The sequence below is a fragment of the Clostridium nitrophenolicum genome (assembly GCF_055391695.1).
Genome location: NZ_AP042469.1, coordinates 3,223,756 through 3,249,774 on the forward strand (window position 1 = coordinate 3,223,756; position 26,019 = coordinate 3,249,774).

Sequence of the window (26,019 nt, forward strand, 5' to 3'; positions counted from 1 at the left end):
TTTTTGATCAAGAAAAGTTTTAGGCTTGTGGCAGTCGAGTAGAGAAAGCCCTCTCGGACTTTCCTTAATTAATCCAAATGTATTTATTGGTTTGATGATTGTTTAATGGATAATTCTTTAAATAGTTGAACCAGTTCTGGATAAAAATCATTAAATGTAGGATATTTCTCTCGATTATTCTCATATTCTTTTAATTTTTCAGAAATTGCGTTAATATAAATAAATTTCCTGCCAGTGTCCATAGTGATATACTCTTCACTTTTTTCAGTTCCGTAGGTGTTACGTAAAACTCTGTAGCTTATTGATCGTACGATATGTTCATTTACGCAATATTCCCAACTTCCATATGCCTGCTTAGTCATATCATCTTTTATAGGAGAAAACAAATTACTGTACTTATTAATTTCATCTATATTTTTTTCAGTTAATGGGTTTACATAGGAGTGTCCGAATTCATGAACTACCATCTGAAAAAACTCTGCATCATCACTTGGTACAACCATAAAATCATATAAATCATACTTTCCGTCTTTTGCTGGTATCCTTACGCCATAACCTCCTATTGATAAAGGTTGTATAATAAAGTTATAGCTGTTTTGCTTATACCCATAATAGTTTTGAATCTTGTCTATAACACCAGATTTGTCAATCCTATTTTTTACGTCCAAAACGCATTCATTGTAAAATTCATTATGGCTTATATAAAACTCGTCAAATTTAGAATTCTTCCTAAAATCGGCTAATAATTTAAAGAATTTTAGTAACTTTTCCTTTCCCCCTGCTTTGGTGATAATACTTTCAGGTAAAGAGATATTATCTAAAAGCTTTAGATTATCATCAACATACAACATAGAATTAGGAGCTGCGTCATAGGTAAAACCCGTTTTCATCATTTCTTTATATAAAATAATTACCTCTTCATTCTTATACTTTGAAAAGTATTTAGAAATATCATCACTATACTTTTGAGTATCTACATATAAATTCTTCTTTAGAATAACCGGATCATCTGCAAGATACTGAACCACACCGAGCAGTTCAATTTTAGGTTCAATACTCACATTGCATGTACCACTTTTCTTAACTGAATTTGCTGTCTTTTCACTGACCTCAATTGTTTTTGTATTATTACTATTTTTACATCCAATACAATTCAATAACATCATACATACTATACCCAAAACCACTATCTTCTTTTTCGTAATCATCATTTACCTCTTAATATGAAGACTTAATTTGTAGAATTACCTTTAATTTCCGAATTATATACAATATAACACCATAAAAGTATACATTATACAAAGAATAAAGCTCGAGTTTGTAACTAGATAATAACATCATCGCTCCTTTCAGTTAACTCCTAGCATATCCTTGGTAGCATTTCTCCCTCTAACATATTCGATTTACTATTTTTCAGATATATCACCTTCATTTCTTTAAGGTTCCTATTTTAGGAAGATTACTTAAAACTATTGATACACCTAAATGACAACTTGAAAACTGTTTTGTTAAATCTTTTCCAGAGTATAAACCAAAATGAGTTCCGCCAGCCCAGGTTATATTCATACTAACATCATATACCACTCCGTTGACAGCAACATAGGCTGACATTCCACCTTCTCCATTGTATTTTGCCAGTTCTTCTATAGTAAATTCTCTTTGCTTCTCTAAACTTTCTCGATTACTAGTGCATCTTTCCTTAATGTTTTCTAAAGCTTTTATCTCTCTTTGCAATAAATTTAGATAATAATTTCTTTGGTATGGACATAAGCTAAGGATTGTCAACTGTCTGTAGTAATATATTTTAGTTTGAATACAATAGAGTTTTTGTGATAACTCACATTTTTTATTCATTGCTTTACTCCCTATTTTTCAAAATACTCCTTACAATATTTATAGTTTTTTCAGAAATCATGCGGAGGTTATTTGCTAAAATCTCACTTAAGCCTAAATTAAAATCCACATCACTTATTTCAATTCCAACAATATATCCTTCTACATCTTTATAATTCAGGCTTATTAAATCCAACAGTCCAAAACTATGCTGACTATATTCTTTTTTAAAGGATTTATATTCTCTAATAGGACAAAGGGTTATTTCTCCTGGTTTTTTACCATAATAGGCTCCATCTAAAATAAATATATAATCTCCTTCCTCTATCGTAGAAGTACAATAATTAAAATCAGTTTCTCCTATTATAACTTCTATGTTGTCTTCTTCTAGTTCATACTTTATTTTTTCTGCAACAGCAATACCTATACCGTCATCACCCATTAAAATATTGCCTATAGCTATAACTTTAACCTTCATACTAAAATCTCGATTTTTATCGGTTCTTGATTATTCCCTACTATGTGTGTGGCACAGGATACGCATGGATCAAATGACCTAGCTATTCTTCCTATCTCTACTGGTTGATTTGTATCATTTATTTTAGAGCCTATCAATGCTTTTTCCAGAGCTCCAGGCAGACCTTTATTGTCCTTAGGCGATAAATTCCACATTGTAGGCGTAATAACATCATAATATTTTATAACCTTATTCTCTATTTGTACCCAATGACCTAAAGCACCCCTAATGGTGTCAATTAAACCTACTCCCAAGGCTTTATCTGGAATTTTATATGCCTTTTGATTATTCCTTTTTAATTGAATTCTTTCCGTTAGCTTCTCCATTATTTGAACTATTTTCTTTGTTTCTATTACTCTAGCTATATTTCTATCCATGCAGGAGTTTCCTCTTGTATACTCTCCTGTAAGCATGAGCCTTGCTAAAGGTCCTACCTCCATAGGCATACCATCATAACGAGGTGCTTTTATAAAAGTATAGGCACCTGTTTTTGCTATATCTACTTCTTCAGCATTGCCTTCTCCTGGTATTTCTACGTCTTTGTCACTTACATACCATGCATGCTTAATACTTTCTGTAATTTTACTAGGATCAAGAGGGTGTTTTTTTCCAGCTATCATAATTGATGAGCCTACGTAACTTATTTCAGGATCTGAATATCTATTAAAAATTCCATAGCTCATAAAGTTTGGATAAGATATTCCTTTTTCAAAATAATCGGGATAATACTGAGAAATAATGTTTATATCATTTATCATAGAATTGTTAATAAACTGCTTAAGTTCCGATATAATTGACTTAATTTTTATTAATTTAGATGAATCAATATTGACAGTAACCCCTCCAGCAAAAATACCATGGCTATGTGGCGCTTTTCCACCTAATACAGCTAATCCTTCATGTGCTAATCTGCTATATTTAATGTTTTCCATATAATTTTCTATAATTTTTTTACTTAATGTTTCAGGAATTCTAAAATCAGCATATCCCTGAGGCGATATTGGCTTAATATCAGGCATTTTAACAAAACTAGGTACTGTAAAATAATAAAACTGTCTCATATGATTGTGTAGAAATTCAAAGCCGTGAATTAAATCACGAATATAAGAATCATTTATATCCACCTCTAGTTTTAAAACGTCCTCTAGAGCTAGTGATGAAGCCATAGCGTGGGAGGTGGAACATATACCGCATATTCTTTCCGTAAAATATATAGCATCTAAAGGCGATCTACCTTTAAGCATTTTTTCAAAGCCTCTATATAGCAAACCACTAGTCTCTGCATTTACTATAATATTTTTATCTACTTCTGCTTTTATTTCTAAAAAACCACTTATTCTAGTTACAGGATCAATTTTAATAGTTCTACTCATCGACTCCTCCTAATATCTTACAAAGGGTTCCATGCCATCAGGAAAATATGCCTGTGCACACCCAATGCAATTAGTATTGACCCCTATAGGCCAATTAACATGGTCGTTCCATTGTCTCCTTGGGCAATCTGTCTTTGTAACAGGACCTCTACAGCCTAGTTTAAACATGCATCCTTCATCCCCAAATTTTTCTGAAAATATTCCTTTATCGAAGAATCCTCTTCTCGTACAATTATCATGAATAGTCACCCCATAAAATAAAAGAGGTCTTCCTTCATTATCTACCTCTGGCATACCATAACCTACTAAATGAGCTATAGTTCCAACTACCCAATCAGGATGACACGGACAACCAGGCAGCCTTATTACATCTCTATTTATAACTTCCTGTACACTTTTACATCCAGAGGGATTAGGCTTTGCAGCAGAGATTCCACCATGAGAGGCACATGTGCCCACTGCAAGCACATATTTCGCCTTTTCTCCTGCAGTTTTTATTGCCTCCAAAGCTGTGATTGATTTGCCTTTGTAATTAGCAATAATGTTATAATAGCCATTTTCCTTAGTTGAAACTGCACCATCAACTAAAAGTATAAATTCAGTATTTAAGGTTTCTAGGAATTGTTCAAAAGCAAACTCGCCTTCCGCTCCCATAAGTGTGTTATTGTAAGTTAAATTCACCAATTGAGTTAGTATATAAGTTAGATCTGGGTTTTCACTATTAAGAAAAGATATAATATTTCCAGAACAGCCTGTAACTTCTAGCCACATTGCATTTAGTCTAATGGCTCTATTACTATTAATTAGTTCTATTGCCTCTTGAGCAAGCCTCCTTGATGTCGTATTCTTTACTTCTATTAAAGGACATTGTAGTTTTTGCAATACCCCAATCCCTCCGGTTTATTACTGATTATTTCATAAATTCTATGGCAACATAATTATCTTCATAATATGCTAGAAAATTTATTTACCTTTAAAAATTATATAAATAGAATTTTTAATATATGCATTAAGATTTATAATTTCTTAAGTTAAAAAAGGCCAGCACAAGCTGACCTTATTAATATTTACTTTAATTACTCAATTTCTGTATTCTTTTTATAGTTAAAATATTTTCTACCCCAAGCCAAAGCTACATTAACAAGAGCTATCATTACTGGCACCTCAATAAGCGGACCTATAACTGCAGTAAAGGCCTCTTTTGATTCGATTCCAAATACTGCAACAGCAACAGCTATAGCAAGCTCAAAATTATTGCTAGCTGCGGTGAAGGAAAGCGTTACCGTTCTGTGATAATCTATTCCTGACTTATGACTTATAAAGAAAGAAACAGAGAACATTATTATGAAGTATATAATTAAAGGTATCGCAATTCTTACAACATCCATTGGAAGCTCAATTATATACTTACCTTTGAACATAAACATAATAACAATAGTGAATAATAGAGCAATTAATGCTAATGGGCTAATCTTAGGTATAAATTTTTTAGTATACCACTCAGTTCCCATCTTAGGCTCTAATAATAATCTTGTAAGCATACCCCCAATGAACGGTATTCCAAGGTAAATGGCTACTGATGATGCTACTTCTCTCATTGAAACATGTACAGCCATCCCTTCAAGCCCTATAAGCTTCGGCAATACTGTAATAAATAAATACGCAAATATTGAGAAGAATACAACCTGAAATATAGAATTAAAAGCAACAAGCGCTGCTGCATACTCATTATCTCCATCAGCTAAACTATTCCATACGATTACCATAGCAATACATCTTGCTAGTCCAATTAATATAAGACCTACCATAAGGTGCGGATAGCCTCTTAAGAATATCACTGCAAGAGAAAACATCAGCACTGGTCCTATAATCCAATTTTGTACCAAGGATAAAACTAAAACCCTAGGACTTTTAAATACCTTTCCTATTTGTTTATAGTTTACTTTAGCAAGTGGCGGATACATCATTACAATAAGACCTATAGCTATAGGAATCGATGTGGTGCCAACGGATAACTTTGACAATGTGTTAGATATTCCTGGTAAAGCCCATCCTAAAAATATTCCTAAGCCCATGGCAATAAAAATCCATAATGTTAAATAACGATCAAGCCATGATAACCTTGATGATTTACTACTCATAAGGAACCTCCTAAATATTAAGCATTAATAATATTTCACTACAAAAGATTTTTTAGTTCATCAAATCTAATAATCTTTCACCTTTTACTTCTTCTGGTTTCCATTCAATAACTGCAAAGTTACCCTCAGAAATCTCATTTACTTTATTTATCCAAGTAATCTCATTACTTGCTTTAGCCTTAAGAATCATATTGCTGGTATTCGTTGCTAATAAGCTAGAATTTATAACCCACCATTTACTATTGATTCCTGCTCTATTTAAATCCTCTTCTAATCTCACAGCTTCATATACAGGTGTAGTTTCAGCTAAAGTTACAATAATAGTTTGTGTTTCATTAGAATTTCTGAGCTTAGGTAAAAGCATTTTAACTGATTCAGGTATATCACCCTGTGATCGCTGTATCTCTCTGTGATAACTTTGAGTAGAGTCAAGAAGTAAAAGTGTATGGCCTGTTGGTGCTGTGTCTATGACAACTACTTCATTTTTTGATCTCTCAACTATTTCTGCAAAAGCCCTAAACACAGCAATTTCTTGAGTACAAGGAGATCTTAAATCTTCCTCTAAATAAGCTATATCTTCCTCACTCATGTTTTCGTCAACTTTACTTAAAACTTCTTTCTTATACTTTTCTAATTCTTTCTTTTCATCAATATGGCTTAATGTAATACCATAGCTTTCGTCTAAAACAAAATTTAAGTGAGCTGCAGGATCTGTAGTAGTCAAATGTACCTTTTTACCTTTTCTAGCAAGGCCTAAAGCAATAGCTGCTGCTATAGTAGTTTTACCAACTCCACCTTTTCCCATCGTAAAGATTACTTTTTTGTCTGTATTATACAAATCATCAATAATATCTTTTAAATTTAGGAATTTCTCAGTATTTAAAGCTTCATTATTATATTTAATGTTATCTTCCTTTAAGAAAGCTCTTACATTTTCAAGCCCTGTTACATTATAAGGTCTTAGTGGAATTTCGTAAGTTTCTAATACCTTTAAATTTTCTGGGATATCCTTTAAAGCATTCTGCTGCTTGGCATAAATTGCAACTGAGAGATTATCATCATGACTTTTTAAAACTCCGTTAATAACTAATATCTGATTATTTACTCCTATATCTTGTAATTCTTTTGATGCCATTTCTGCTTCTTTTAAAGGTGAGCTTTCTGGTCTTGATACAAGTATTAGGAGGGTTTTATCTTTATCTGATAAAGTTTTTACAGCATTTTTATAAACTTCTTTTTTACTTTCAAGTCCTGCCAATTGTCCTAAACAGGATGCTCCATGAGTACTTTCACTTATAAAATTACTCCATGCTGATGGAAGCTGCAGCATTCTTAATGTGTGTCCTGTTGGAGCAGTATCAAATATAATATGATCAAACTCCTGCTCAGCTTTTTCATCAGTTATAAAACTAGAGAATTCATTAAAAGCTGCTATTTCTACAGTACAAGAACCAGAAAGCTGTTCTTCCATATTTTTTATTACTACCTCTGGAAGTTTTCCTCTATATGGACCAACAACACTCTCTCTATATTCTCTAGCAGCTTCTTCAGGGTCAAAGTTAGCTACCACTAAATTTGGTACTTCCTTAATAGCAACTCCCTTATTACTTAATTCTGTGTTAAAAACATCCTGTAGATTTGAAGCTGGATCTGTGCTTATAAGCATGATTTTCTTGCCTTGGTCTGCTAAGTTTACTGCAGTAGCACAAGCTGTTGATGTCTTTCCTACGCCGCCTTTACCTGTAAAGAATAGATATTTAGTTAATTCTATATTATTTACATTAAAATTCTTTACCATAGTTATACCTCTTTTCTTAAGTTAACAGCATCCACCTTTGCAGCCGCAATCTTTAGACTTAAGCTCAATCTTAATCCCTGTTTTTAAATAATCTTCTGGTATTTCAAGAAACTTGCAGAACTCCTCATTAGTTGGGTATGATTTTGTTTTTACTACAACATCGTCAACTATAGTAACTGGTAATACATCTACTCCATCTTTGTTTAATATTTCATTGATAATTTTGTTATCAACAAAAGCCTGCGGGTTACTTGTTAAGTTATATCTTTCAACTGTAATTCCTTTTTTCTTTAAACTGTTTAATACGGTGGATACTCTTAATAATTGAGGATCAACTGCTGGTCCACATACGCCTGTTGGGCAACACATAGCAGGATCAAAAATAATCATCTTTTTCATAGTTTATATCTCCTTTATAAGTCTAGTTATTTAATTTAAATAACTAGGTTTCTTTATTAAATTGATTTTTTATTTATATTTTTTATTTCTTTAAATACTATAAATGATTAAACTTAACTATTTAAATCAATTTCATTATTTTTAATTCTTCTTGCTAAATCTTTTACTTTTTCTTCAATAGCCTTTGCTGTTTTAATAAATTCTTCATCCCTTTTGCCTGAGGGATCATCCAATCCCCAATCTTCCACATGTTTTGCAGGTAAGAACGGACAAACAACATTACACCCCATTTTTATAATTATATCTACCTTTGGTATATCTTCAAGTAATTTAGACTTTTGTGTTTCATTCATATTCACTTTGTATAAATCCTTGATTATTCTTACTGCATCCTGATTTATTTGAGGTCTTAGCTCCGTTCCTGCTGAATAAGATTCAAAAACATCAGAAGCAAATAGTTTTCCTAGTGCCTCTGCCATCTGAGACCTACAAGAATTATGCACACATATAAATGCTACTTTAGGTTTCATATATTTATCCTCCGCAATATATCTATTTCAAATTAATATCAATACAAACTTTGCCTTCTTTTATATCTTCACACCCTAGATTACTGCTTTTATATTTTTTTAATCTCTCGTAATCTATGCTGCATTGTTCTAATTTAATAGCCTGTTCTTCTATTATTTCTTTTAAGAAAGGAAATTCCTTAACCGTATCTTCATTTATTTTGTAATATACGTATTTAGCGACCTTATAGTATTCAAGTATCCTTGCGCTAGTTAACTTATTTAAGTGCCTTGATGCATTTGATTGGTTGATATCAAGTAATAGCTCTATCTCACAAACACATAACCCTCCATCCTTTAGTATATTTAGGATTCTTATGCGTGTTTCATCTGCTAGCGCCTTCATCACTTGTATTAAATCCAAAATGTTCACCCCTTCATATTATCATATTCGATTATAATCATATGATACACAATAATATTATATTCTACAACCTATTTTCTAAAATTTAGCACAAACTTAACATTAGTCTTTGTTTAACAATGATGTTGAAAATTCATGATATAATAATTAAGACGCATTTGTAAGGTAAGGCGAACTACAGATTATTTATAAACTGAACGTCAGAGAATAAGCAGTGATGAAATGAAAAATGGAGGTATTATTATGAATAAACGAGAACGAATTAAAACAGTCTTTTTATATGGTGTTTTCATTTGTTACATACTTTTTTTAATTAAAATATTGTTGTTATCAAGAATTTCGCATTCGGAGCTTAGGTCAATCAATCTCATTCCTTTTTATAGTATAACGGAATATATATCTGGCAACACTGCAAATTCAAAAAAATTTGCTTTTAGTAATTTGGTTGGCAATATCGTTATTTTTATTCCCCTTGGTATATATTTGCCATTACTCAAAAAAGATAAAAGAGTAATCACCAATCTGTTGTTTATATTTATAGTGAGTTTATTTGTTGAAATCATTCAGGGGCTTTTAGGCATCGGAGCATCAGACATTGATGACATAATTTTAAATTGTTTAGGTGGATGGGTTGGTATTTTAGGGTATAAGTTTTTATTGTTACTATTTCGAGATGAGAAAAAAGTACGTACTGCAATTACAATACTATCTGCTATCGTAGGATTACCTGTTCTATTATATTTATTATTCATGGTGAGATTGAGGCTCTGAATATCTTTATTGCATATACAAGAAGATACCCTACACAAAAAGAACGTAGAAATTAAGCATAATCTACAGTAAGTTTCTTGCACAATATTCTTAAATTACAAATCAAAGGTAGCCTTAATGAGGTTCCCTTAACATATGTTCTAGAATCAATAACATTCTCAAATAGAACCTAACATTAAAATAAGCTATTAAAGGATATACGCTTTATTTTCTCCTTTAATAGCTTAACTAACTTATAGAAGCTTTTCCATTATAGTAATATTAACAAACTTACCGTCAAGTATCCCCTGATTCATATAGGTCCCAACTTCCCTAAAACCAACAGATTTATATAGCTTTTTTCCTATATCATTAGACTCAAAAGTGCTTAAAACTAACTTATTAAAGTTTTGATTTTTGGCAATTTCAATTAAATAGTTCAGTATTTGTTTACCTAATCCTTTTCCTCTCATATTTCTTTCCACATAGATTGAAAAATCACCAACACCACTGTAGCAGCATCTTGAATTAAACACATTTATAGAAGCCCATCCTCTAACTGTACCTTCACAATCTTCAATTACTACAACCTTATATCTGTCGCCTCTTGTATTAAGCCACTCTTTCATTTCTTCCGTGTCCCTTAGCCTAGTTTCTAGTGTAGCAATTCTATCCTCAATACCTTGATTATAAATATTAGTTATAGATTCTATATCCTCAATTCTTGCTTCCCTCATAATATAACTCATTTACATCCCCCTATTTCTACAATAGCGTGACATTGTGACACTGTTGTTCCACAACATGTAGCTTCGCTTTTTTCAAGTATTCCAAGGTTTCTAACAAGAACTCTAATCAGTTCCCCATATCAAGAGCACTAAGCCGCAATTCATAAAAATACTGTACAATTGGGTGCTTCAACTTCATTTTCTCGGCCATGTTTAAAAGTCGCTTTTTCCCCACTCGTCTGTCCACCAAGGCCAGAATATTCAATAAGATATCATTACTCTCTAGACTTTCCTCAATAGAAATAGTTAAAAATCTATTTGCTACAACATTAAAATTTGATTTGCTTAATGCTGACTGTGCGGATAGCATTTCCTTTGCATATTCTGATATTTTTCTATTTCTTGCAATTACTTTTAACCGATCCTCTGGGACTGCCCCATTTGTACCTTTTCTGACCATTTCAATTTCCTCACTATTGATAGGAATTTGAATATCCGAATCATTCTTTATTTCCTGCTCTGTCTGATACCATCTGATTAAGGTGCTTGTATCACTCATATTGAATATGTTCTTTTTATCTACTTTAATATAGCATTGCCCCGCTTTATCAGATAAATATCGGTAGCTAGTGGCACTATATTCTACTCTGCCATATAATGCAGGGCAAAGAAAACTCTCTAGACTTTGCTTCATTTTGCTCCAAGCCATAAATTCCTCCTATGAATTAACATCCTAAATTAATATATCTAAGGGGCTGCCATACTAATGATTTAAAAATTATTAGTATGGGCAGCTCCTTTTCTATCTTCAAAAATTTCAAGCTATTTTCGTATTTTCAAAAAGTCTTCTTCATTTAAAAACTTTATATTCTGTCCTTTTGTATTTAAGTCTGTTGCTTTTTTAAGCTTATTACTCATTTCTTCTCTACGTAAATCTTTTATATCCTTTATATTAGTCACTAAAATTGTTGTGTTTCTTGTAACAGAACTTCCTGTGCTTCCACCAAGTCTTCTAACTAATCTCATTGCTTCATCCCTGGACATAGAATTTAACTTCCCAGTAAATACCACAACTTCATTTTTAAATGCATCACATTCTAATCTTTCAAATTTATTTTCTTTTTTTGGATTATTAATTCTATTAGATGTTTTGAGAATCCTGCCTTTAGTTGACGATGGCTTATATCCATTACTAGCTACAGTTCCAATAGTTACACCTATTAATTTAGATATTTCGTTAATATCCTTACACTTTAATTCTTCTGATATATTAAGCAATATATTGCTACAGGCAAGGGCATCATATAGCGCATCATGGTGTTTAAACTCATATCCTAAAAAATCATTTACTGTATTCAATTTTGCATTTTCAAGGCCTTTATAAAAGTTTCTAGCAAGTTTCATTGTACAAATATATTCAAAACTAGGCAGTTCTATTTCATAAAGCTCTGCACTCTTTTTTAAAACTGATATATCAAAGGAAGCATTGTGTGCTATTACTAAATTTTCATTAAAATGATGCTTAATCTTCTCCCATACTTTATCAAATTCTGGTTCATTCTCAACCATAGCTGGTCTTATTCCATGGATTCCAATATTAATTGGCATAAATCTCATTTCCTTAGGTCTTATTAAATGATGTGTTTTTTCTATAACATGTCCATTTTTCACAACCACAATACCAATTGAGCATGGACTATTTCTTTTTTCATTTGCAGTTTCAAAATCTATAGCTATATAATTCATTTCTTTTCTCCCTAATATTATAATAAATAAAGTTATATTCTAGCATATAATTTTATTTATTATAATGAGTATTAACTTAATGATATTTAATATTGATTGTTTAATAGTCCAGCCCCTTTTATAATTTCCTGCTCCGTAAATAAACTTAAGACAGCTTCATTTATAAACATTCCAAAAAACATTATATCAGTCTTCATTTTACTTATCTACTCATTTTGATTTATTTCAGTTTACTATATTCTTCATCCGTTACAGGTTCACACCATTCATTGCTTGAACCTTTCGTCGGAACTGATAAGGACAGATGTGCAAATGCTACATTTTCCTCGCCCAATGTAAAATTAGATACTTTTTCTAATTCTTTTCTTTCCATATGATAACCACCCCTCCATTATTCACTTCGTTGATTATTCAACACCGGCTTTGATTTTCTTGATAATTTTCGCAGGTACACCGCCTACAATAACATTAGCAGGTACATCTTTGGTCACAACTGCACTGGCGGCAATGACAACACCATCACCAATTGTAATGCCGCCCTGGTCTTGAAAACGGCAGCCCGAATTGATAAATACATTCTCGCCCACAGAAATATTCTTCCCGCAGTCCGTATAAAAAGGCAGGAACATGTGCTGTTCACGATAATATACAAATAGAGAAAGTCCCCAAGGAATACCATAAATTTTTAAATAAAGAATAGGACCATTGATAATAATTGTTACAGCAAAAGCACTCTGTGAATTCCCGAGATCGAAAATTCGCAGAGTGCTTTTCATTTTAACATTATATCTCTACATCGATTGAACTAAACCAGCTTCCGATGTTAACTTTTCAAGATTATTAAATATCTTCTCTTCGTCCTAGTTTCACCACTGAAGCTTTAGAAAAATTCAACTTTTAAAATTATGCTTTTAGTTCATCATAAAAACTATCCCATAGGCTTATTAAAGTCTTGCCTATATCCTCACTGTTTCCCCTAAAGATGCTCTGCATCTCAACACCGCTGGAGGAGCTTATGAACATGTTTGCTATTTGTTCATCACTCATAGGGGAATTAATTTCACCTTTTTCTCTTGCAGTGTGAATAATATTTTTCCAACTACTTAGTTGAACCTCTTTAGACTTTTGCAATCTTTCCTGAAAATCCGGAAAAAGCTTTATGGCATCAAAAATTAGAGAAATATAATTAAAACTTGGTACACTGCCTTCCTCATTTTGTTGCTTTAAATTTTCTGCATAATAATTAATATAATCAATGTAAAAATGATAAAGAGAGTCTTTACTAAATTGGTCATAGGGAACGTCTAAAACAGAAGAAAACACATCATTGACCAATTCGAGAAAAAGTTGCTCTTTACTTGTAAAATAGTGATAAAAAGCACCTTTGGACAGCCCTGTCTTTTCTACAATCTCTTTAAGAGTAACTTCTTTAAAACTCTTTTGTAGAAAAAGTTTAAAGGTAACATCCAAAATATGTTCTCTTGTATTTTTCACACTGTCCCACCTTTCCTCTGAATTTTTTCAATTTGGTAAGGGGCATTATCTTAATCAACTAGCACTTGATGAATTTGTATGAGGTTACCACAAGTATCATTAAATACAGCAATAATAGCTCCTACTGATTTTGTTGGCTTTATAGTAAACTCAACGCCCAGCTGCACCAACCTTTCATACTCCTTCTCGACATCTTCCACTGCAAAGGATGTTGCTGGTATGCCCTGAGCAAAAATGCCTTTTTGATATGTCTCAGCAACAGGGTTATCATTGGGTTCAAGAAGCAGCTGTGTACCTTCCGGTTCGTCAGGTGATGTAACTGTTATCCAATTTACTTCAGGTATATGTACTTTCTTCACAAAACCCAATACCTCAGTGTAGAACTTAAGTGCTTTATTGGTGTCATCTACAAACACACTAGCTAATTCAATTTTCATATCATCTTCCTCCTTAATATATTGGTATTCTTTTTAAATCGTATTTAACAGAAAAGCAATTATTATGAAGCTACTTTAAATACCGACCGTTCGGTATGTTCAAATAGTAACATTATAATTTACTGTTGTCAAGGATATTATTTCTTGTTTGAAATACATAATGACAGAAAAAAAGTGTGTCTACGTAAACATAAACACACTTTAATATTTTCTTCAAAACCTCTCAAGCCACTGATAGCAGCCTATTTCTTCTCTATCAACACAACACACTCCACGTGTGTTGTGATAGCAAGATGATACTGATATGCGGAATGATTATTTTGTGGAAAGGTAGGCCCCCCTAAAAGTAAGGGGGGCGCAAAATTCTTATAGTTTATACTATTAGGCAAAATCACATTAGTTATGCCATCTTCCTGTGAAATTACCATTTGGATTATTAACCCATCCTTTTACATCTTTTCCTAATAAATCATCAAAGCTAAATGATTTCATTTTTTTATATTGCTGCTTTAAATATCCATACCTTGTTCACTTTCAATATACACCTTCCCCTAAGGACAAAGTCAACTGCAGAAAATTTATTGGCCTTATAATTTGCCACTTCTTCTAGTTGAAAATCTTTCTAGTGCAGTTCTTAATTCTTCGCAACTAATATTTGAAACTTGAACCTTCTCTTCAAATCCATCCATTTCTACGCCATCAAAACGATACAATTTAAGCAATAATCTCCATAAAGTTTCCACTTCATCTTCATTGAAATCTTTGAAAATATCCGCCATAAAGTCAATAGTAGCACTACTGCCGCATTTCAACATAGTTTCCATTCCTAAATCAGTCAAACATACATTAACAGCTCTCTTATCCTTTTTACTTGGTATAACTGATACAAAACCTTTTTTTACAAGACTATTAATCAATTGGGTTATGTTTTGTTTGGTTGAACCTAGCTTGTTAGCAATATTAATTATGGTAGTCTCGTCTTTAGGTAAATGAAGAATTGCCAGCATAGTCATATATTGTCTAGAAGTTAGTGGCTCGCAATATTTATCCCCTGTAATTTGAAGTTTATTTGAAACTGAAATAAGACTGGAAAATGCCTGTTCCATAATATGTAATAAATAAAATTCCTTACTGTAGTCCATGATAAGAATCTCCTTTATGAATATACTATATAATATATAAACATTAAATTTAGTCAATGCATTGTCTATAAATTATATAACTTTAATAAATAAATTTCAACGCACTAATATCCTAGTATTTTTAAATACAAGTAAAATAAAAAAAGAGAGATGCAAAGCTAACTATAATCAGATTTGCACCACCCTACTGGATTTACTCACTTATAGAATTCAATTGTTCTTTTCCAGGATTTAAACTGTCCTTCTGCATTGCCTTCTATAGTTCCCCCCGAGGAAAATACTCCGCCGCTCATATTCATAGATAATGTCTCACTTAAAGGAATAACATATGGAATCGGTAATGGATGTCCCATTTCATCATATGCTAGTAATTCTACACTATATAAATAATTATTATTTTTTAAATTTTGTAGTATCTCTAAACATCCATCATAACTATTCCATATATTATCTTCCTTTCCTGATATCATAAGAATATCCGCTTCAGAATTCTCCACTTTTATTCTTGCTTCTTCTTTATTTATTGCTCTTTCAATACTTTTCTTGTAAGTGCTTACAAATCCAAATGGAATTCCTTTTTCAGTATTCTTTTTTAAATCCTCATAAAATATATTATTATCAACTTCTATATATGGAATTGATTCTCCTTTATACGACCAGGATGAAACATTCTTTCCGCTCATCAGTCCATCAAGTGCTTGAAAGCAATAAGTATGAGGTGCTGACACAACCACTTTTTTAATTTGTTTGTATCTTGAAGCAAGTAAAAGAGCCAATTCTCCACCTTTTGATGTTCCATGTAAAAATATATCTTCGGTATTAGTAATTTCATTTTTCTTCATCCATTCAAATATCTTTTCAAAATATTCTAGTGGAATTTTTTCTAACTTGTCTGGTAATCCTTCTGAAGCAAAGTATGAAACTATAAGAACATTAAATCCCTTAGATGCAAGTGGTCCTGCTAAAAGAGTTAAAGCCTGTATTTGTCCATCCGATCCTCCTAACATTAAAATTGTTTTATCACTGGATTTTTCCTTATAAAACAGCTGTCCAGTAAACCCTTCGGATATATGTTTAACAATGATATCTTCAGATTTGAACAATCTCTTTAATTTAATTTCCTTTCTTTCAGTAGAAGATTCAAATAACATATTCATAATTATTGGCTCATCAATGGATATATTTTCTGCAATGTTTTTACCTTTAGTTTTAGACTTTTTCAATGAATAAATTAATCCCATGCTGTCAGCAGATTCATAGGTACCTTCTACAGGTTTAATCAAGTCTAAGTCAACTTCTCCTTTTTCATTAGAAATAAATACTGCATAAGATGAAAATTCTTCACCTTCACACCATGGAAACTCCATTTTCATACTTATTCTTAGTTTACTATTAGGAATTAAATCTAAGATTTTAACTTTGATTTTATCATCTACAAATGCTTCTTTATCATATAGGTTTATTTTCATAATAACATTCTCCTTACAATACTACTTTTTACATTTTATATAAAGAGCTCTTTTGAAATTTATAATTTATTACTGGTTAAAAAAAAGACAATATATTGACTATTTAATCATATCAATATAAACATCATTAGTCAATATATTGTCTAATTTTAATATTGTATTTTTCCTTAAAATTTATACCGTATATGTTAGCCTCAATAACCATAAATGATTAAGGATTCTTAGTGCTGCTAACGGTAATCATTCTTAAATCTAATCATATCAGTACTTCTAAAAAAATCTACGTCATTTATGATAAGGTTCACCGTAACGAGATATACGCCCATGCTGGACGTACGTAAAGAAAAAGGAACATCCATAAACTTAGATGCTCCTTTAACTTATCTTGAAAAAATGATATAATTGTAAATTATTTATAAAATTAAAGCTTTGAAATTGCAGTTTTAATGTATTTATAGAGCTCTCCTGTAATACCAAACTGCATTGGATTGCCAGGATTCTCTGCGTGGAATCTCTCTGCGGATCTGGTTATTTCCGGATCATCACCGGTAATTGAGGTAGTCATATCGTTCCAAGCTTTCGCAAGTTCCAAGACCTCCGCATCATCCACAGGCGTATTGTTTTCAAACTTTTCCTTAAACTTGCTTATTACATTTGTCCATAGATTCCCCATTTTATTTCTTTCTTCAGCTGAAAGACTTTCCTGTGTCTTTTTCATTTTCTCCAATTGCTCTGTTGTAAAGTAATTTTGTACGTTCAAATGAATCACCTCTATTAATTTAATAAATTTTTCCGCACCTATTTCTTCTTTGCTGCTGAGCATGCTGTATAAAAGTTCAAGCTCTCTATATAGCTGCTCCTGAAGTTCTATTTGTTCTTTAACTCTTTCCATTTGAGCTTTAACAACTTGAAGTGGATCGTAATCCGGCTTTTCCATAATAACCTTTATCTCCTCCAAACTAAAACCTAATTGCTTAAGTGATATTATTTGCTGCAGCCTTGATATATCATCTCCTGTATAAAGCCTGTGACCGGACTCAGTAAACTCAGATGGTGAAAGCAGTCCAATATGATGATAGTGGTGTAGTGTCCTCACCGTTATACCGGTCTGTTTTGCTAATTCTCCAATTTTCCAAGTACTCTTCAGCATGCTAAATCCCTCATTTCCTTTGTATTAACTTGTCGACAAGTTTAGTATATAACCTGACGTCGCGTCAGATTCAAGTACTTTTATAAATATTTTGTAGGTATATTATGTCTAATGGGAAAAAATTTGATTGTAAGCATTTAACTACTACTCAACGTATTAAAATTGAAAAAGGAACCCTACTATAAAGTGAAGATTTATTTTCATTTTATAGTAGGGTTAATTATTGTAAGATTACGAAACATCATGCTTTTATAATACAAGATTAATTTTTAGTGCAGGGCGCACACCGTCACGGGCGTTACTGTTATTGGCATAACTTCGAATACTACGATTTGTACCGATAAAATACACACGGGAAGCTTTGTTTCCTTGTGTTCTAAGCCACCACCAGGAACAGCCAAATTCTTCGCCATTTTTGATTATATAGTTAATTTTTGTCATTTTATCATATACATATAAGTTGCATCCATCGGTTTTTTTCGTTTTGGCAAAATCCGTTCCAACGGCACGAAGTAAGTCCTTGCCGTGTATATCAGATAAATACTTTATCTCATTAACGCTAAGCAAAAAAACCTTATCCTTCGTGTCTGGGCAGCCTTCTCCATTGTCAGTACAATGAGTGGTCTTTATAAATTCCTTTTCTGCGGCAGTGAATGCGATGTTATAGAATTCATCGTTCAGCCACTTTCGCAAATCACAGTCACGCCACGTCATATCCACGCAATCACGCCACTTAATATCCGCAGACTTGCCGTGATACCGCTTGCAGTCCAAAATGTACTCACTCAAAAGGAACAGCTCACTTCCTGAATTTTGCAGCACCCGCCACTCTATAGGTGTCCTGTCCGTGCCATCCAACCTATGTGGATAAGTACCGAAAGTAATGATTTCTCCGGGCTTTGCATTCCGATTACATTCAACTATTTCCATGTTGTTATCCTCCTTCATTAAACACTCTTCATTAATTCAATTTGGATTTTTCTTTCTTTTCTTACTTCCTCTAAATTTTTAGGGTACATTAAATTTATTAAAGTTATTGCATAATCTGAAGCAATTAAAGCATGTCTCTTCACATGAGGAATGAGAGCAACTTGCCCCATAACTCTCAAGACTTTGGCTTTCATTGGGTCTTTCTCTGTGCGTGCTAAGTCGGGTATCATGGCAGCCGCCTGTCTAGTCTCTTGGTATGTGGCCTTTCCTTCTTGCCACCTTCTGTTGACGTCAATACACTCGTTAATCGCATCCAGTTGCACATTGGCGAGGCTTAACACATGTTGTACCAACAGCAGACCATAACGTGAGATGTCATTTTTGCTTTTGCTTTCAAACACTGCAATAAGTTCATCTTTTAACTCAGGAATATCATCAATTTTTTTTATTATTCCTACATCACCCATATAACTACTATCTTTCTTATTCTTCATAATTACACCTCCTTAAATTTCTGTTTTTTTACTTATTAACTCACCTATATAACCAATCAATTCCTTTGTATTACTCTCAGTCTCAGATAGGGAAGACAACAGCCAGTCATCTGAATCCGACCTTTCTTCGGATAAAAACATATCATTTCCCTTACTTTTAGTTTTCAGCTTTTTAAGCATCCTTCTTATGCACTGTGTGCTGTAGTTTTCCTGCCTCAATGCTTTAATGATTCTAAGCTGCTTTATTTCATCCTCCCCGTAAACACGATAGCCATTTTTGCTTCTTGGTACTTCAAGAAGTCCATTTCTCTCCCAGTACACAATTACATTTATTGATACCCCAAGCAGTTTTGCAGCTACATTCCTATTTAATGAAATATTCTTTTCTGTAAGTAGATCACTTTTCAATATTTCCTGGATTACTTTCATAACCTTAAGTTCATTATTCTTTTCATTTTGTATATGTGTTAAATACTCTCTGCTTAGCTCCAAAGCCTTCTTCAAATCCCTCTGAGCTGCACTTCTTATAATATTTTGAACTTCAAACTTCATATACCATTTAATCGAGTCGCTTCTTAATGCCAATCTTACCAGTTTCATCTGCTCCAAATGTGTTTCGGTGTAAACCCTGTAGCCATTTCTCTTTCTTGGAGCGGGAGCTATGTAGCCCCATTTCTCGTATAACATAACAGTGTTTGGATGTATCTCCATTATTTTAGCAATTTCAGAAGTACTATAGGTTCTCATTGAACACCTCCCTCTTTGGTTGCCCAAATTGCATTTCTCATTATAGCATACAACTAAAACCCTAGTACGACAGTGGAGGGTTTCAATATTTTTTATTTCCATATAAAAGAAAAACATACTTATAAAACTTCTATCATTAAATACAACAAAGTCCGAGCTATAGGTTGGATTTATTGCTACGACAATATATCCTTCGCTTGCTAAGTTCTCTGCCAGTACTGTGTAGTTAAACACTATCTTGCCCATTTCAGGCTCAAAAACTATTAAAGGGTAATTGCTTTGCTTGGTTGATAAAGGAACATTCTGGTAAGAATTAGTTTGAATCTTTTTAAAATTCTGCTGCAAGTATATCATACTAATACTTTTTTCCTTCTAAGAAAGCGACCCTAATTGGGCCGCCTTCCTAGCTTTCATCTATTATTTAATTCCTAAGGAGAAGACAACATCTTCCCCATTATAGGATTTCTACATACCCTTCTGTTCCATGCACGCGAATTCTTTGCCCATCTTTTATCAGTTTTGTAGCATTTTCTACTCCCACAACTGCTGGTAAGCCATATTCACGTGCGATAACTGCTCCATGGGTCATCAGTCCACCAACTTCTGTGACTAGGCCTTTTATGGATACAAACAGTGGTGTCCAGCTAGGGTCAGTAAAGGATGTGACTAATATATCTCCTTCTTCTAGATCAGCATCTTCCATGTTTAAGATGACACGTGCTCTTCCCTCTATAACTCCAGAAGAAACAGGCAGACCTGCAATAGCGCCCGCTGGGAGATTTTCTCGTTTGTACTCACCGGAGGGTGTTTCACCGTCAGAGGTGATAACACGTGGAGGAGTTAGTTTTTCATATAATTTGTACTCTTCTTGACCTTTGCTGATGATATCATAATCCAGTTTATTTGTGCCTACCACTTCGCGAAGTTCTTCAAAAGTGAGGTAATATATATCTTCTTTTTCATGAATAACGTTTGCTTTTACGAGTCGCTCGGCTTCTTTCAGTAAAGCCTGCTTATAAACAAAGTAGCGACTAACCATGCCGTATTTTGGATATTCGCGATAGCCGATGAAATTCCGGATTAGGTCAATCATTCCTTTTGTTTCTTTGACTTTTTCTTCACCATCCGGTAATTGCTTCAATCGTTCTAATAACTCATGTTCCTTTTTCAAAGCTTCCTGTCGCCCTTGCTCAAATTTTCGATTGCCAGCATTAGGCTCAAAGTTTTTGATGTTACTGAGAATCATGGGTACAAGTGTAGTTGGTTTTTCGCTGAAGCGGGGTCTAGTAATATCTATTTCTCCGCTGCATCGCATTCCGTATTTGTTGAGATAAGACAAGATTGCGTCCCTAGTCTCCTGTCCACCATCAAATTTAACCAGTTCATCCAAAAAGTTATCATCTTTTACATGTTGTAAATAATCAATTATTTCTGGATAAGGACGAATCACATCTGCAACATCCAATAGCGCCAGTCCCATTTCCGAAGTAATATTGTTTGGTACAGATTGAGAAAGGGTGTCTGCTGCGTTTTTTTCACCTAACCACTCCATCATTTTTTCATTGATCCAGTGTGAAGCATTTATAGCAGCCATAAATACAGCTGAACTTTGCGGGTCAAATAAGATCCTCTTTAGCTCCTGGATATCTTCTAGTATAAAATCTATTAAATCTGTTCCTGATTTACCTTGGATGTTTTGTTTTAACTCCTCTATAGATCTTTGGCTGCGTTTAATCAAATCAGAAACAATTGACGGATTGTTTTCGATTTGTGCTTGAGGATTCGCAGGTGGCTTAACTTTATTGCTATTACCGTCACTCTGCTCTTTCTTATCATTTGGTAAAGATTTTATGAAATCCCGCTCTATTATGGTCATAAGTGCGTCTTTCATGAGAGGATCGTGTTGCCCCATGTTATTTAATAACATTTTTCTGCTGTCAGGTGAAGCCAGCATTGGTGTGACATCAACAAACAACCTTCCACCAGCTTTAAACCTGTGTCCAAAAGATACTAACTCCATTAAAGACATTCCTAGTGGTTTCAAGGGGTCTGTCATCATTTGTTGATGACCCACAGATAAATAGACGTGGTTTTCTTCATCCTTCGCTTCAGGGATGGGGTATAAAGTAGTGATTGGCCGACTCTGTACAATATAAAATGTATCTTGAGCCAAACACCATTCGATGTCCTGAGGGCAGTCGAAATGTTCTTCGAGCTTTCTGCCCATGCACTCAAGCTGCAAAATCTGCTCATCTGTCAACACTTGCCTATTCTGCATCTCAGGCTCAATCTCCTGTTCTTTCGTACCGCCTTTCTTTAAGGCATAAATAGCCAGCTTTTTGGTAGATATCTTCTTATCGATAACCTTGCCGCTTAGCACTTTATAATTGTCAGCATTAACCAGGCCGGAGACCAAGGCCTCACCAAGTCCGAAGCTGGCATCAATGGATAACACCTTTCTATTAGAAGTTACAGGATCAGCAGTAAACAAAATCCCTGCCACCTCTGGGAAGACCATCTTCTGAACAACCACAGACAGGTGGACTTTACGGTGATCAAAGCCATTTTGAAGGCGGTAAATTACCGCTCTCTCGGTAAATAGCGATGCCCAGCACTTACTGATATGCTTTAGGATTGCCTCCCTTCCGATAATGTTCAAATACGTATCCTGCTGGCCAGCAAAGGAGGCCGTCGGTAAATCCTCTGCAGTTGCGCTGGAACGCACGGCATAGGCATCTTTTTCACCAAACTTTGTGAGATAACCAGCGATCTCTTCTGCTATATCCTTAGAAATAGATATTCTTTCGATGGCCATGCGAACTTTCTTGCTAACTTCACTAACTTTTTCCCTATCTTCTACTCTAAGATGCGATACTTCATCTAATAAACCGTTAAGTTCCTGATTATTTTCAGTTATCATTTTATATGCTTCTGTAGTTACACAAAAACCTTCTGGTACTAAAATTCCCGTAAGCCTAGATAGTTCCCCTAGGTTGGCGCCTTTACCCCCGACCATGGAAAGCTTTGTTTTGTCAATTTCCTGAAAACTAAGCACATATGAATTCATACATTTTCTCCTTCCTCCTTTTAGTCGTAACCGGTCGTAGTTTAACCTACTCGTTAAAGGTCATTTAGACCTTTAACTCCTTTTCTAGGTATAGGTGAAGCAATTCTCTATGAAATGATGTCTGTTCCTATAATACACACAATAAGCGCAAATTATAAGCCTATTATTTAAAAATTTCATATGATATAATAAAAGTGGAAGAGTAGTTGAATTTTTGTAAGAATTAATTTTATCGCTAAAGCTTTACTGAACTCCTCGTCTAACCTGTGGTTTTCTTAAACAAAAAAAGAACCCTGATTTCTCAAGGTTCTAAAATTATTTTTTCTGGCTTTTTTAAGGAAAAACAAAACGACAAGTCACCCTAAAACTCTATCACTTCTGGTTTATAGCCGTCAGGTAATTCTTCTTCACTTAAAAATTGGAAATTGTCATCATTCAGTATTGGAAAAAATATCTCGAATGGAATCCCAGAAAACTCACAGGCATAATTACTGGCTCCGAACCACTTACCCTCTTTGCTACTTAAATTTAAATCTCTAGCAAATTTTGTATAGTTTGAGCAATCATGAACTGCTAAATCCCAGTTTTCTTCATCAGCTATTTTCATGAATTTCAGAGTTAATTCCCTACTCCAAATCGGAGATATATAGCCATGTCTGGAAATATACATGTTTTCCCCATAATAATTGTCTATGTTATTCTCATTTAAATGTAATTCAGCACAATTGATAAAGTCAAGTTTTGTCTCGAAGATTGCTTGCTTTTTCTTAAAAAAAGCTTCAAAAAACTCAGGAGTCATTGGAGTTTCAATACCTACATTTTTAATATATTTTTTCGCTATTCTAATATTTTCAATAACTTTGTCTGAACAGTTAGAAGCACCTAGGTTGAAACGTATCTCATTAAGACCGGCTTCACCTAATGCTTTCAATGTCTCTTCCGTAGCTAAAATGCCATTTGTATATAGATGTTGATAAATTTGAGCATCACTAAATTTCTTTATTACCGAATAGTATTTTTCAATTTCCATGAATGGCTCTAAATAAACGTAGGCAACACCAGTGGGTTTCTTGTGGATGGAAAGAAGTAAATCAATATCCTTCTCATAAAATTTAGTGCCTCCAATTTCCCACATACCTTCGCCAACTGGTGGAATATTTTCTAGTTGTCCATAATTATAACAGAACTTACACTCTATGTTACATTTGTTCGTTTTCCTAATTGCACCCAAACCAGTGCCCAACAGACAAGAGCGACATCCTTTTGAGAATTTGCTTTCATTTCCCACAAAAAAAGTTCTATTCTCTAAAGTTTTCAAACCTTTAATTTTCGACATTAACGTATCATTTCTATGTTCGATCGCTGCCTCAATTTGTGCAAAGGTAGAGTAAATGATTTCTTCATGTTTTGGACTAATTTCCTCATCTTCAGGCATTTGCGAAAAAAAATCAAACCATATCAACGCATCTTTCTTTGAAATTTTCATAATGTATCCTCCTCTAATTAGTCTTCCTAAAGATTCAATTCAAATCTTTTTGCTATGATTTTTCACATATTCTTCTTCAAAAGACATACTCGCTCCACTATTATATCACTTTCATTGTTTCCTTACTATGTCTTTGGAAACATATAACTTTTTGCATAAAAAAAGAACCCTGATTTCTCAAGATTCTAACTGTGTTTCCTTTGCAGATTTACCACTGTCTCCACGTGCGTTTTGGCAGTATGGTAATACTATTACGCGTTTATGTATTGGATTTGCGAAAATGTATATTGAAATATTTTTCACTTAACTTAAAGTAGTGTCTGAAGATAATGAATCTCGAAGGCGATTTATATCGCTTATAGGAGGCAATCCAAACATGCGTGAATATTCCCGGCTAAATTGAGATGGACTTTCATAACCGACCTGAAAACCAACGTTTGCAGCTTCATATGACTCGGCAAACAGCAAACGTCGCGCCTCTTGTAATCTTATCAGCTTTTGATATTGCAAAGGACTCATTGCTGTTACTTTTTTGAACTGATTATGCAATGATGAAGTACTCATATTAACTTTTTTTGCCAAATCTTCAATTCGCAGCGGTTTTGAAAAATCACTGTTTATAATCTGAATAACTTTTGCAATAGAATTTGCATGACTACCAATCATGGCAAATTGCTTAATGAGATTTCCTTGTTTATCCTGCAAAATTCTATAAAGAATTTCGCGAATTATCAAAGGGGAAAGCACCGGAATATCCGCAGGTGTATCTAAAAGACGAACAAGCCTCAACACAGCATTAAGCAAATCAGAATTTATTCTATTTACAACCATTCCACGTCCTGAATCCATCCTACCGCCCCATGCCTCATTTGACTCTTTAATAATATCAAGTATTTGATCCGTACTAAAGCTTATTTGAACACATAAGTAGGGTTCCTTAGAAGTAGCTTGAATGATTTGGCCGGTAATTGGAAGGTGAACAGATGTAACCAGATATGATGTTGGATCGTACTGATAATTTTCATCAGCCAGTGTTACAATTTTTACACCCTGTGCAATTACCAATAAGGACGGTTCATAAATAGCATGTAAAGGCTCAGAAACATTGGATGCACGAATCAAACGCAAAGAAGGTATAGCTGTATCGTGTATTCCATCTAAATTAACAAGTCCATTAATCAAGGAAACCAATTCTTTTTGATATATTGTAATTTTGTCATTCAGTAATTCTTTATTCATTTTTAACTCCTTTCCACTATGAATTGGTATAAAAATTATATTATACTTTGTAGGATTAGGCAATGATTAAAGCTGAATCGGCTACCTGGTTGACTTATCCTATATATATAATTATCTCATAAACAAGTTACTTAATGAAAGTAGAA

At 33.5% G+C, this 26,019-nt stretch carries 27 protein-coding genes and 1 pseudogene; 1 reads left to right on the forward strand and 27 read right to left on the reverse strand.

Annotated elements, in window-relative coordinates; all coding sequences use genetic code 11:
• Positions 1–83 precede the first annotated feature (83 nt).
• The 10 genes from ACZ5N4_RS15300 to ACZ5N4_RS15345 form a co-directional block, all read right to left on the reverse strand.
• On the reverse strand, positions 84–1,208 hold the full coding sequence (locus ACZ5N4_RS15300; protein WP_464203372.1) for a DUF4932 domain-containing protein: 1,125 nt from the start codon (positions 1,206–1,208) through the stop codon (positions 84–86).
• A gap of 220 nt (positions 1,209–1,428) precedes the next feature.
• Entirely contained in the window at positions 1,429–1,854 is a 426-nt protein-coding gene (locus tag ACZ5N4_RS15305) for a cytochrome b5 domain-containing protein (RefSeq protein ID WP_464203373.1), read from the reverse strand.
• A gap of 4 nt (positions 1,855–1,858) precedes the next feature.
• A complete protein-coding gene (locus ACZ5N4_RS15310; protein WP_464203374.1) occupies positions 1,859–2,311 on the reverse strand; it encodes a hydrogenase maturation protease in 453 nt (150 codons plus the stop codon).
• Complete coding sequence (locus ACZ5N4_RS15315; RefSeq protein WP_464203375.1) at positions 2,308–3,723, reverse strand: nickel-dependent hydrogenase large subunit; 1,416 nt, start codon at positions 3,721–3,723, stop codon at positions 2,308–2,310. Before ACZ5N4_RS15315 ends, ACZ5N4_RS15310 begins: the two co-directional genes overlap by 4 nt.
• Before the next feature lie 9 nt (positions 3,724–3,732).
• Positions 3,733–4,605 (reverse strand): hydrogenase small subunit, encoded by an 873-nt coding sequence (locus tag ACZ5N4_RS15320; protein ID WP_464203376.1) that lies wholly within the window; start codon positions 4,603–4,605, stop codon positions 3,733–3,735.
• Positions 4,606–4,799: 194 nt separating this feature from the next.
• Positions 4,800–5,864, reverse strand: coding sequence for an ACR3 family arsenite efflux transporter (gene arsB / locus ACZ5N4_RS15325; protein ID WP_464203377.1), 1,065 nt, complete (start codon positions 5,862–5,864; stop codon positions 4,800–4,802).
• Between the two features lie 52 nt (positions 5,865–5,916).
• Complete coding sequence (arsA, locus tag ACZ5N4_RS15330) at positions 5,917–7,662, reverse strand: arsenical pump-driving ATPase (RefSeq protein WP_464203378.1); 1,746 nt, start codon at positions 7,660–7,662, stop codon at positions 5,917–5,919.
• A gap of 21 nt (positions 7,663–7,683) precedes the next feature.
• Positions 7,684–8,061: an arsenite efflux transporter metallochaperone ArsD gene (arsD, locus tag ACZ5N4_RS15335; protein ID WP_464203379.1), complete on the reverse strand. Its 378-nt coding sequence runs from the start codon at positions 8,059–8,061 to the stop codon at positions 7,684–7,686.
• Between the two features lie 113 nt (positions 8,062–8,174).
• Positions 8,175–8,591: an arsenate reductase ArsC gene (locus tag ACZ5N4_RS15340; protein ID WP_464203380.1), complete on the reverse strand. Its 417-nt coding sequence runs from the start codon at positions 8,589–8,591 to the stop codon at positions 8,175–8,177.
• A 22-nt stretch (positions 8,592–8,613) separates the two neighbouring features.
• Positions 8,614–9,003 carry an ArsR/SmtB family transcription factor gene (locus ACZ5N4_RS15345; RefSeq protein WP_464203381.1) on the reverse strand — a complete coding sequence of 130 codons (390 nt, stop codon included), beginning with the start codon at positions 9,001–9,003 and terminating at the stop codon, positions 8,614–8,616.
• A gap of 234 nt (positions 9,004–9,237) precedes the next feature.
• Here ACZ5N4_RS15345 and ACZ5N4_RS15350 point away from each other — a divergent pair, with 234 nt between their 5' ends.
• The gene (locus ACZ5N4_RS15350) at positions 9,238–9,765 is read left to right on the forward strand and encodes a VanZ family protein (RefSeq protein ID WP_464203382.1); all 528 of its coding nucleotides are present in this window, start codon (positions 9,238–9,240) and stop codon (positions 9,763–9,765) included.
• A gap of 233 nt (positions 9,766–9,998) precedes the next feature.
• On the opposite strand, the gene ACZ5N4_RS15355 is transcribed toward ACZ5N4_RS15350, so the two are convergent.
• The 17 genes and pseudogenes from ACZ5N4_RS15355 to ACZ5N4_RS15435 all read right to left on the reverse strand — a co-directional run bounded on the left by ACZ5N4_RS15355 (position 9,999) and on the right by ACZ5N4_RS15435 (position 25,873).
• Positions 9,999–10,493, reverse strand: a complete 495-nt coding sequence (locus ACZ5N4_RS15355) for an arsinothricin resistance N-acetyltransferase ArsN1 family A (RefSeq protein WP_464203383.1) — start codon at positions 10,491–10,493, stop codon at positions 9,999–10,001.
• Between the two features lie 8 nt (positions 10,494–10,501).
• Positions 10,502–10,603: pseudogene (locus ACZ5N4_RS15360) on the reverse strand (MarR family winged helix-turn-helix transcriptional regulator); the annotation flags it as partial.
• Positions 10,600–11,181, reverse strand: a complete 582-nt coding sequence (locus ACZ5N4_RS15365) for an SF0329 family protein (RefSeq protein ID WP_464203384.1) — start codon at positions 11,179–11,181, stop codon at positions 10,600–10,602. The gene ACZ5N4_RS15365 and the pseudogene ACZ5N4_RS15360, both read right to left, overlap by 4 nt.
• 113 nt (positions 11,182–11,294) lie before the next feature.
• Positions 11,295–12,218: an exonuclease domain-containing protein gene (locus ACZ5N4_RS15370; RefSeq protein ID WP_464203385.1), complete on the reverse strand. Its 924-nt coding sequence runs from the start codon at positions 12,216–12,218 to the stop codon at positions 11,295–11,297.
• 220 nt (positions 12,219–12,438) lie between these two features.
• A complete protein-coding gene (locus tag ACZ5N4_RS15375; RefSeq protein WP_464203386.1) occupies positions 12,439–12,591 on the reverse strand; it encodes a hypothetical protein in 153 nt (50 codons plus the stop codon).
• A 34-nt stretch (positions 12,592–12,625) separates the two neighbouring features.
• Positions 12,626–12,994 carry an LbetaH domain-containing protein gene (locus ACZ5N4_RS15380; RefSeq protein WP_464203387.1) on the reverse strand — a complete coding sequence of 123 codons (369 nt, stop codon included), beginning with the start codon at positions 12,992–12,994 and terminating at the stop codon, positions 12,626–12,628.
• 127 nt (positions 12,995–13,121) lie between these two features.
• Entirely contained in the window at positions 13,122–13,712 is a 591-nt protein-coding gene (locus ACZ5N4_RS15385; RefSeq protein WP_464203388.1) for a TetR/AcrR family transcriptional regulator, read from the reverse strand.
• A 50-nt stretch (positions 13,713–13,762) separates the two neighbouring features.
• Positions 13,763–14,128 carry a VOC family protein gene (locus ACZ5N4_RS15390; RefSeq protein ID WP_464203389.1) on the reverse strand — a complete coding sequence of 122 codons (366 nt, stop codon included), beginning with the start codon at positions 14,126–14,128 and terminating at the stop codon, positions 13,763–13,765.
• 608 nt (positions 14,129–14,736) lie between these two features.
• The gene (locus ACZ5N4_RS15395) at positions 14,737–15,291 is read right to left on the reverse strand and encodes a MarR family winged helix-turn-helix transcriptional regulator (RefSeq protein WP_464203390.1); all 555 of its coding nucleotides are present in this window, start codon (positions 15,289–15,291) and stop codon (positions 14,737–14,739) included.
• Positions 15,292–15,488: 197 nt separating this feature from the next.
• Positions 15,489–16,760: an acyl-CoA thioester hydrolase/BAAT C-terminal domain-containing protein gene (locus tag ACZ5N4_RS15400; protein WP_464203391.1), complete on the reverse strand. Its 1,272-nt coding sequence runs from the start codon at positions 16,758–16,760 to the stop codon at positions 15,489–15,491.
• Positions 16,761–17,181: 421 nt separating this feature from the next.
• Positions 17,182–17,910, reverse strand: coding sequence for a MerR family transcriptional regulator (locus tag ACZ5N4_RS15405; protein WP_464203392.1), 729 nt, complete (start codon positions 17,908–17,910; stop codon positions 17,182–17,184).
• Positions 17,911–18,159: 249 nt separating this feature from the next.
• Entirely contained in the window at positions 18,160–18,840 is a 681-nt protein-coding gene (locus ACZ5N4_RS15410; protein ID WP_464203393.1) for a DUF6273 domain-containing protein, read from the reverse strand.
• Positions 18,841–18,857: 17 nt separating this feature from the next.
• A complete protein-coding gene (locus ACZ5N4_RS15415; RefSeq protein ID WP_464203394.1) occupies positions 18,858–19,334 on the reverse strand; it encodes a putative immunity protein in 477 nt (158 codons plus the stop codon).
• A gap of 12 nt (positions 19,335–19,346) precedes the next feature.
• Positions 19,347–20,426, reverse strand: a complete 1,080-nt coding sequence (locus ACZ5N4_RS15420; protein ID WP_464203395.1) for a MerR family transcriptional regulator — start codon at positions 20,424–20,426, stop codon at positions 19,347–19,349.
• A gap of 109 nt (positions 20,427–20,535) precedes the next feature.
• On the reverse strand, positions 20,536–23,148 hold the full coding sequence (gene ppsA, locus ACZ5N4_RS15425; protein WP_464203396.1) for a phosphoenolpyruvate synthase: 2,613 nt from the start codon (positions 23,146–23,148) through the stop codon (positions 20,536–20,538).
• 361 nt (positions 23,149–23,509) lie between these two features.
• Positions 23,510–24,634, reverse strand: coding sequence for a radical SAM protein (locus tag ACZ5N4_RS15430; RefSeq protein WP_464203397.1), 1,125 nt, complete (start codon positions 24,632–24,634; stop codon positions 23,510–23,512).
• A 303-nt stretch (positions 24,635–24,937) separates the two neighbouring features.
• On the reverse strand, positions 24,938–25,873 hold the full coding sequence (locus ACZ5N4_RS15435) for an AraC family transcriptional regulator (RefSeq protein WP_464203398.1): 936 nt from the start codon (positions 25,871–25,873) through the stop codon (positions 24,938–24,940).
• Positions 25,874–26,019: the final 146 nt, after the last annotated feature.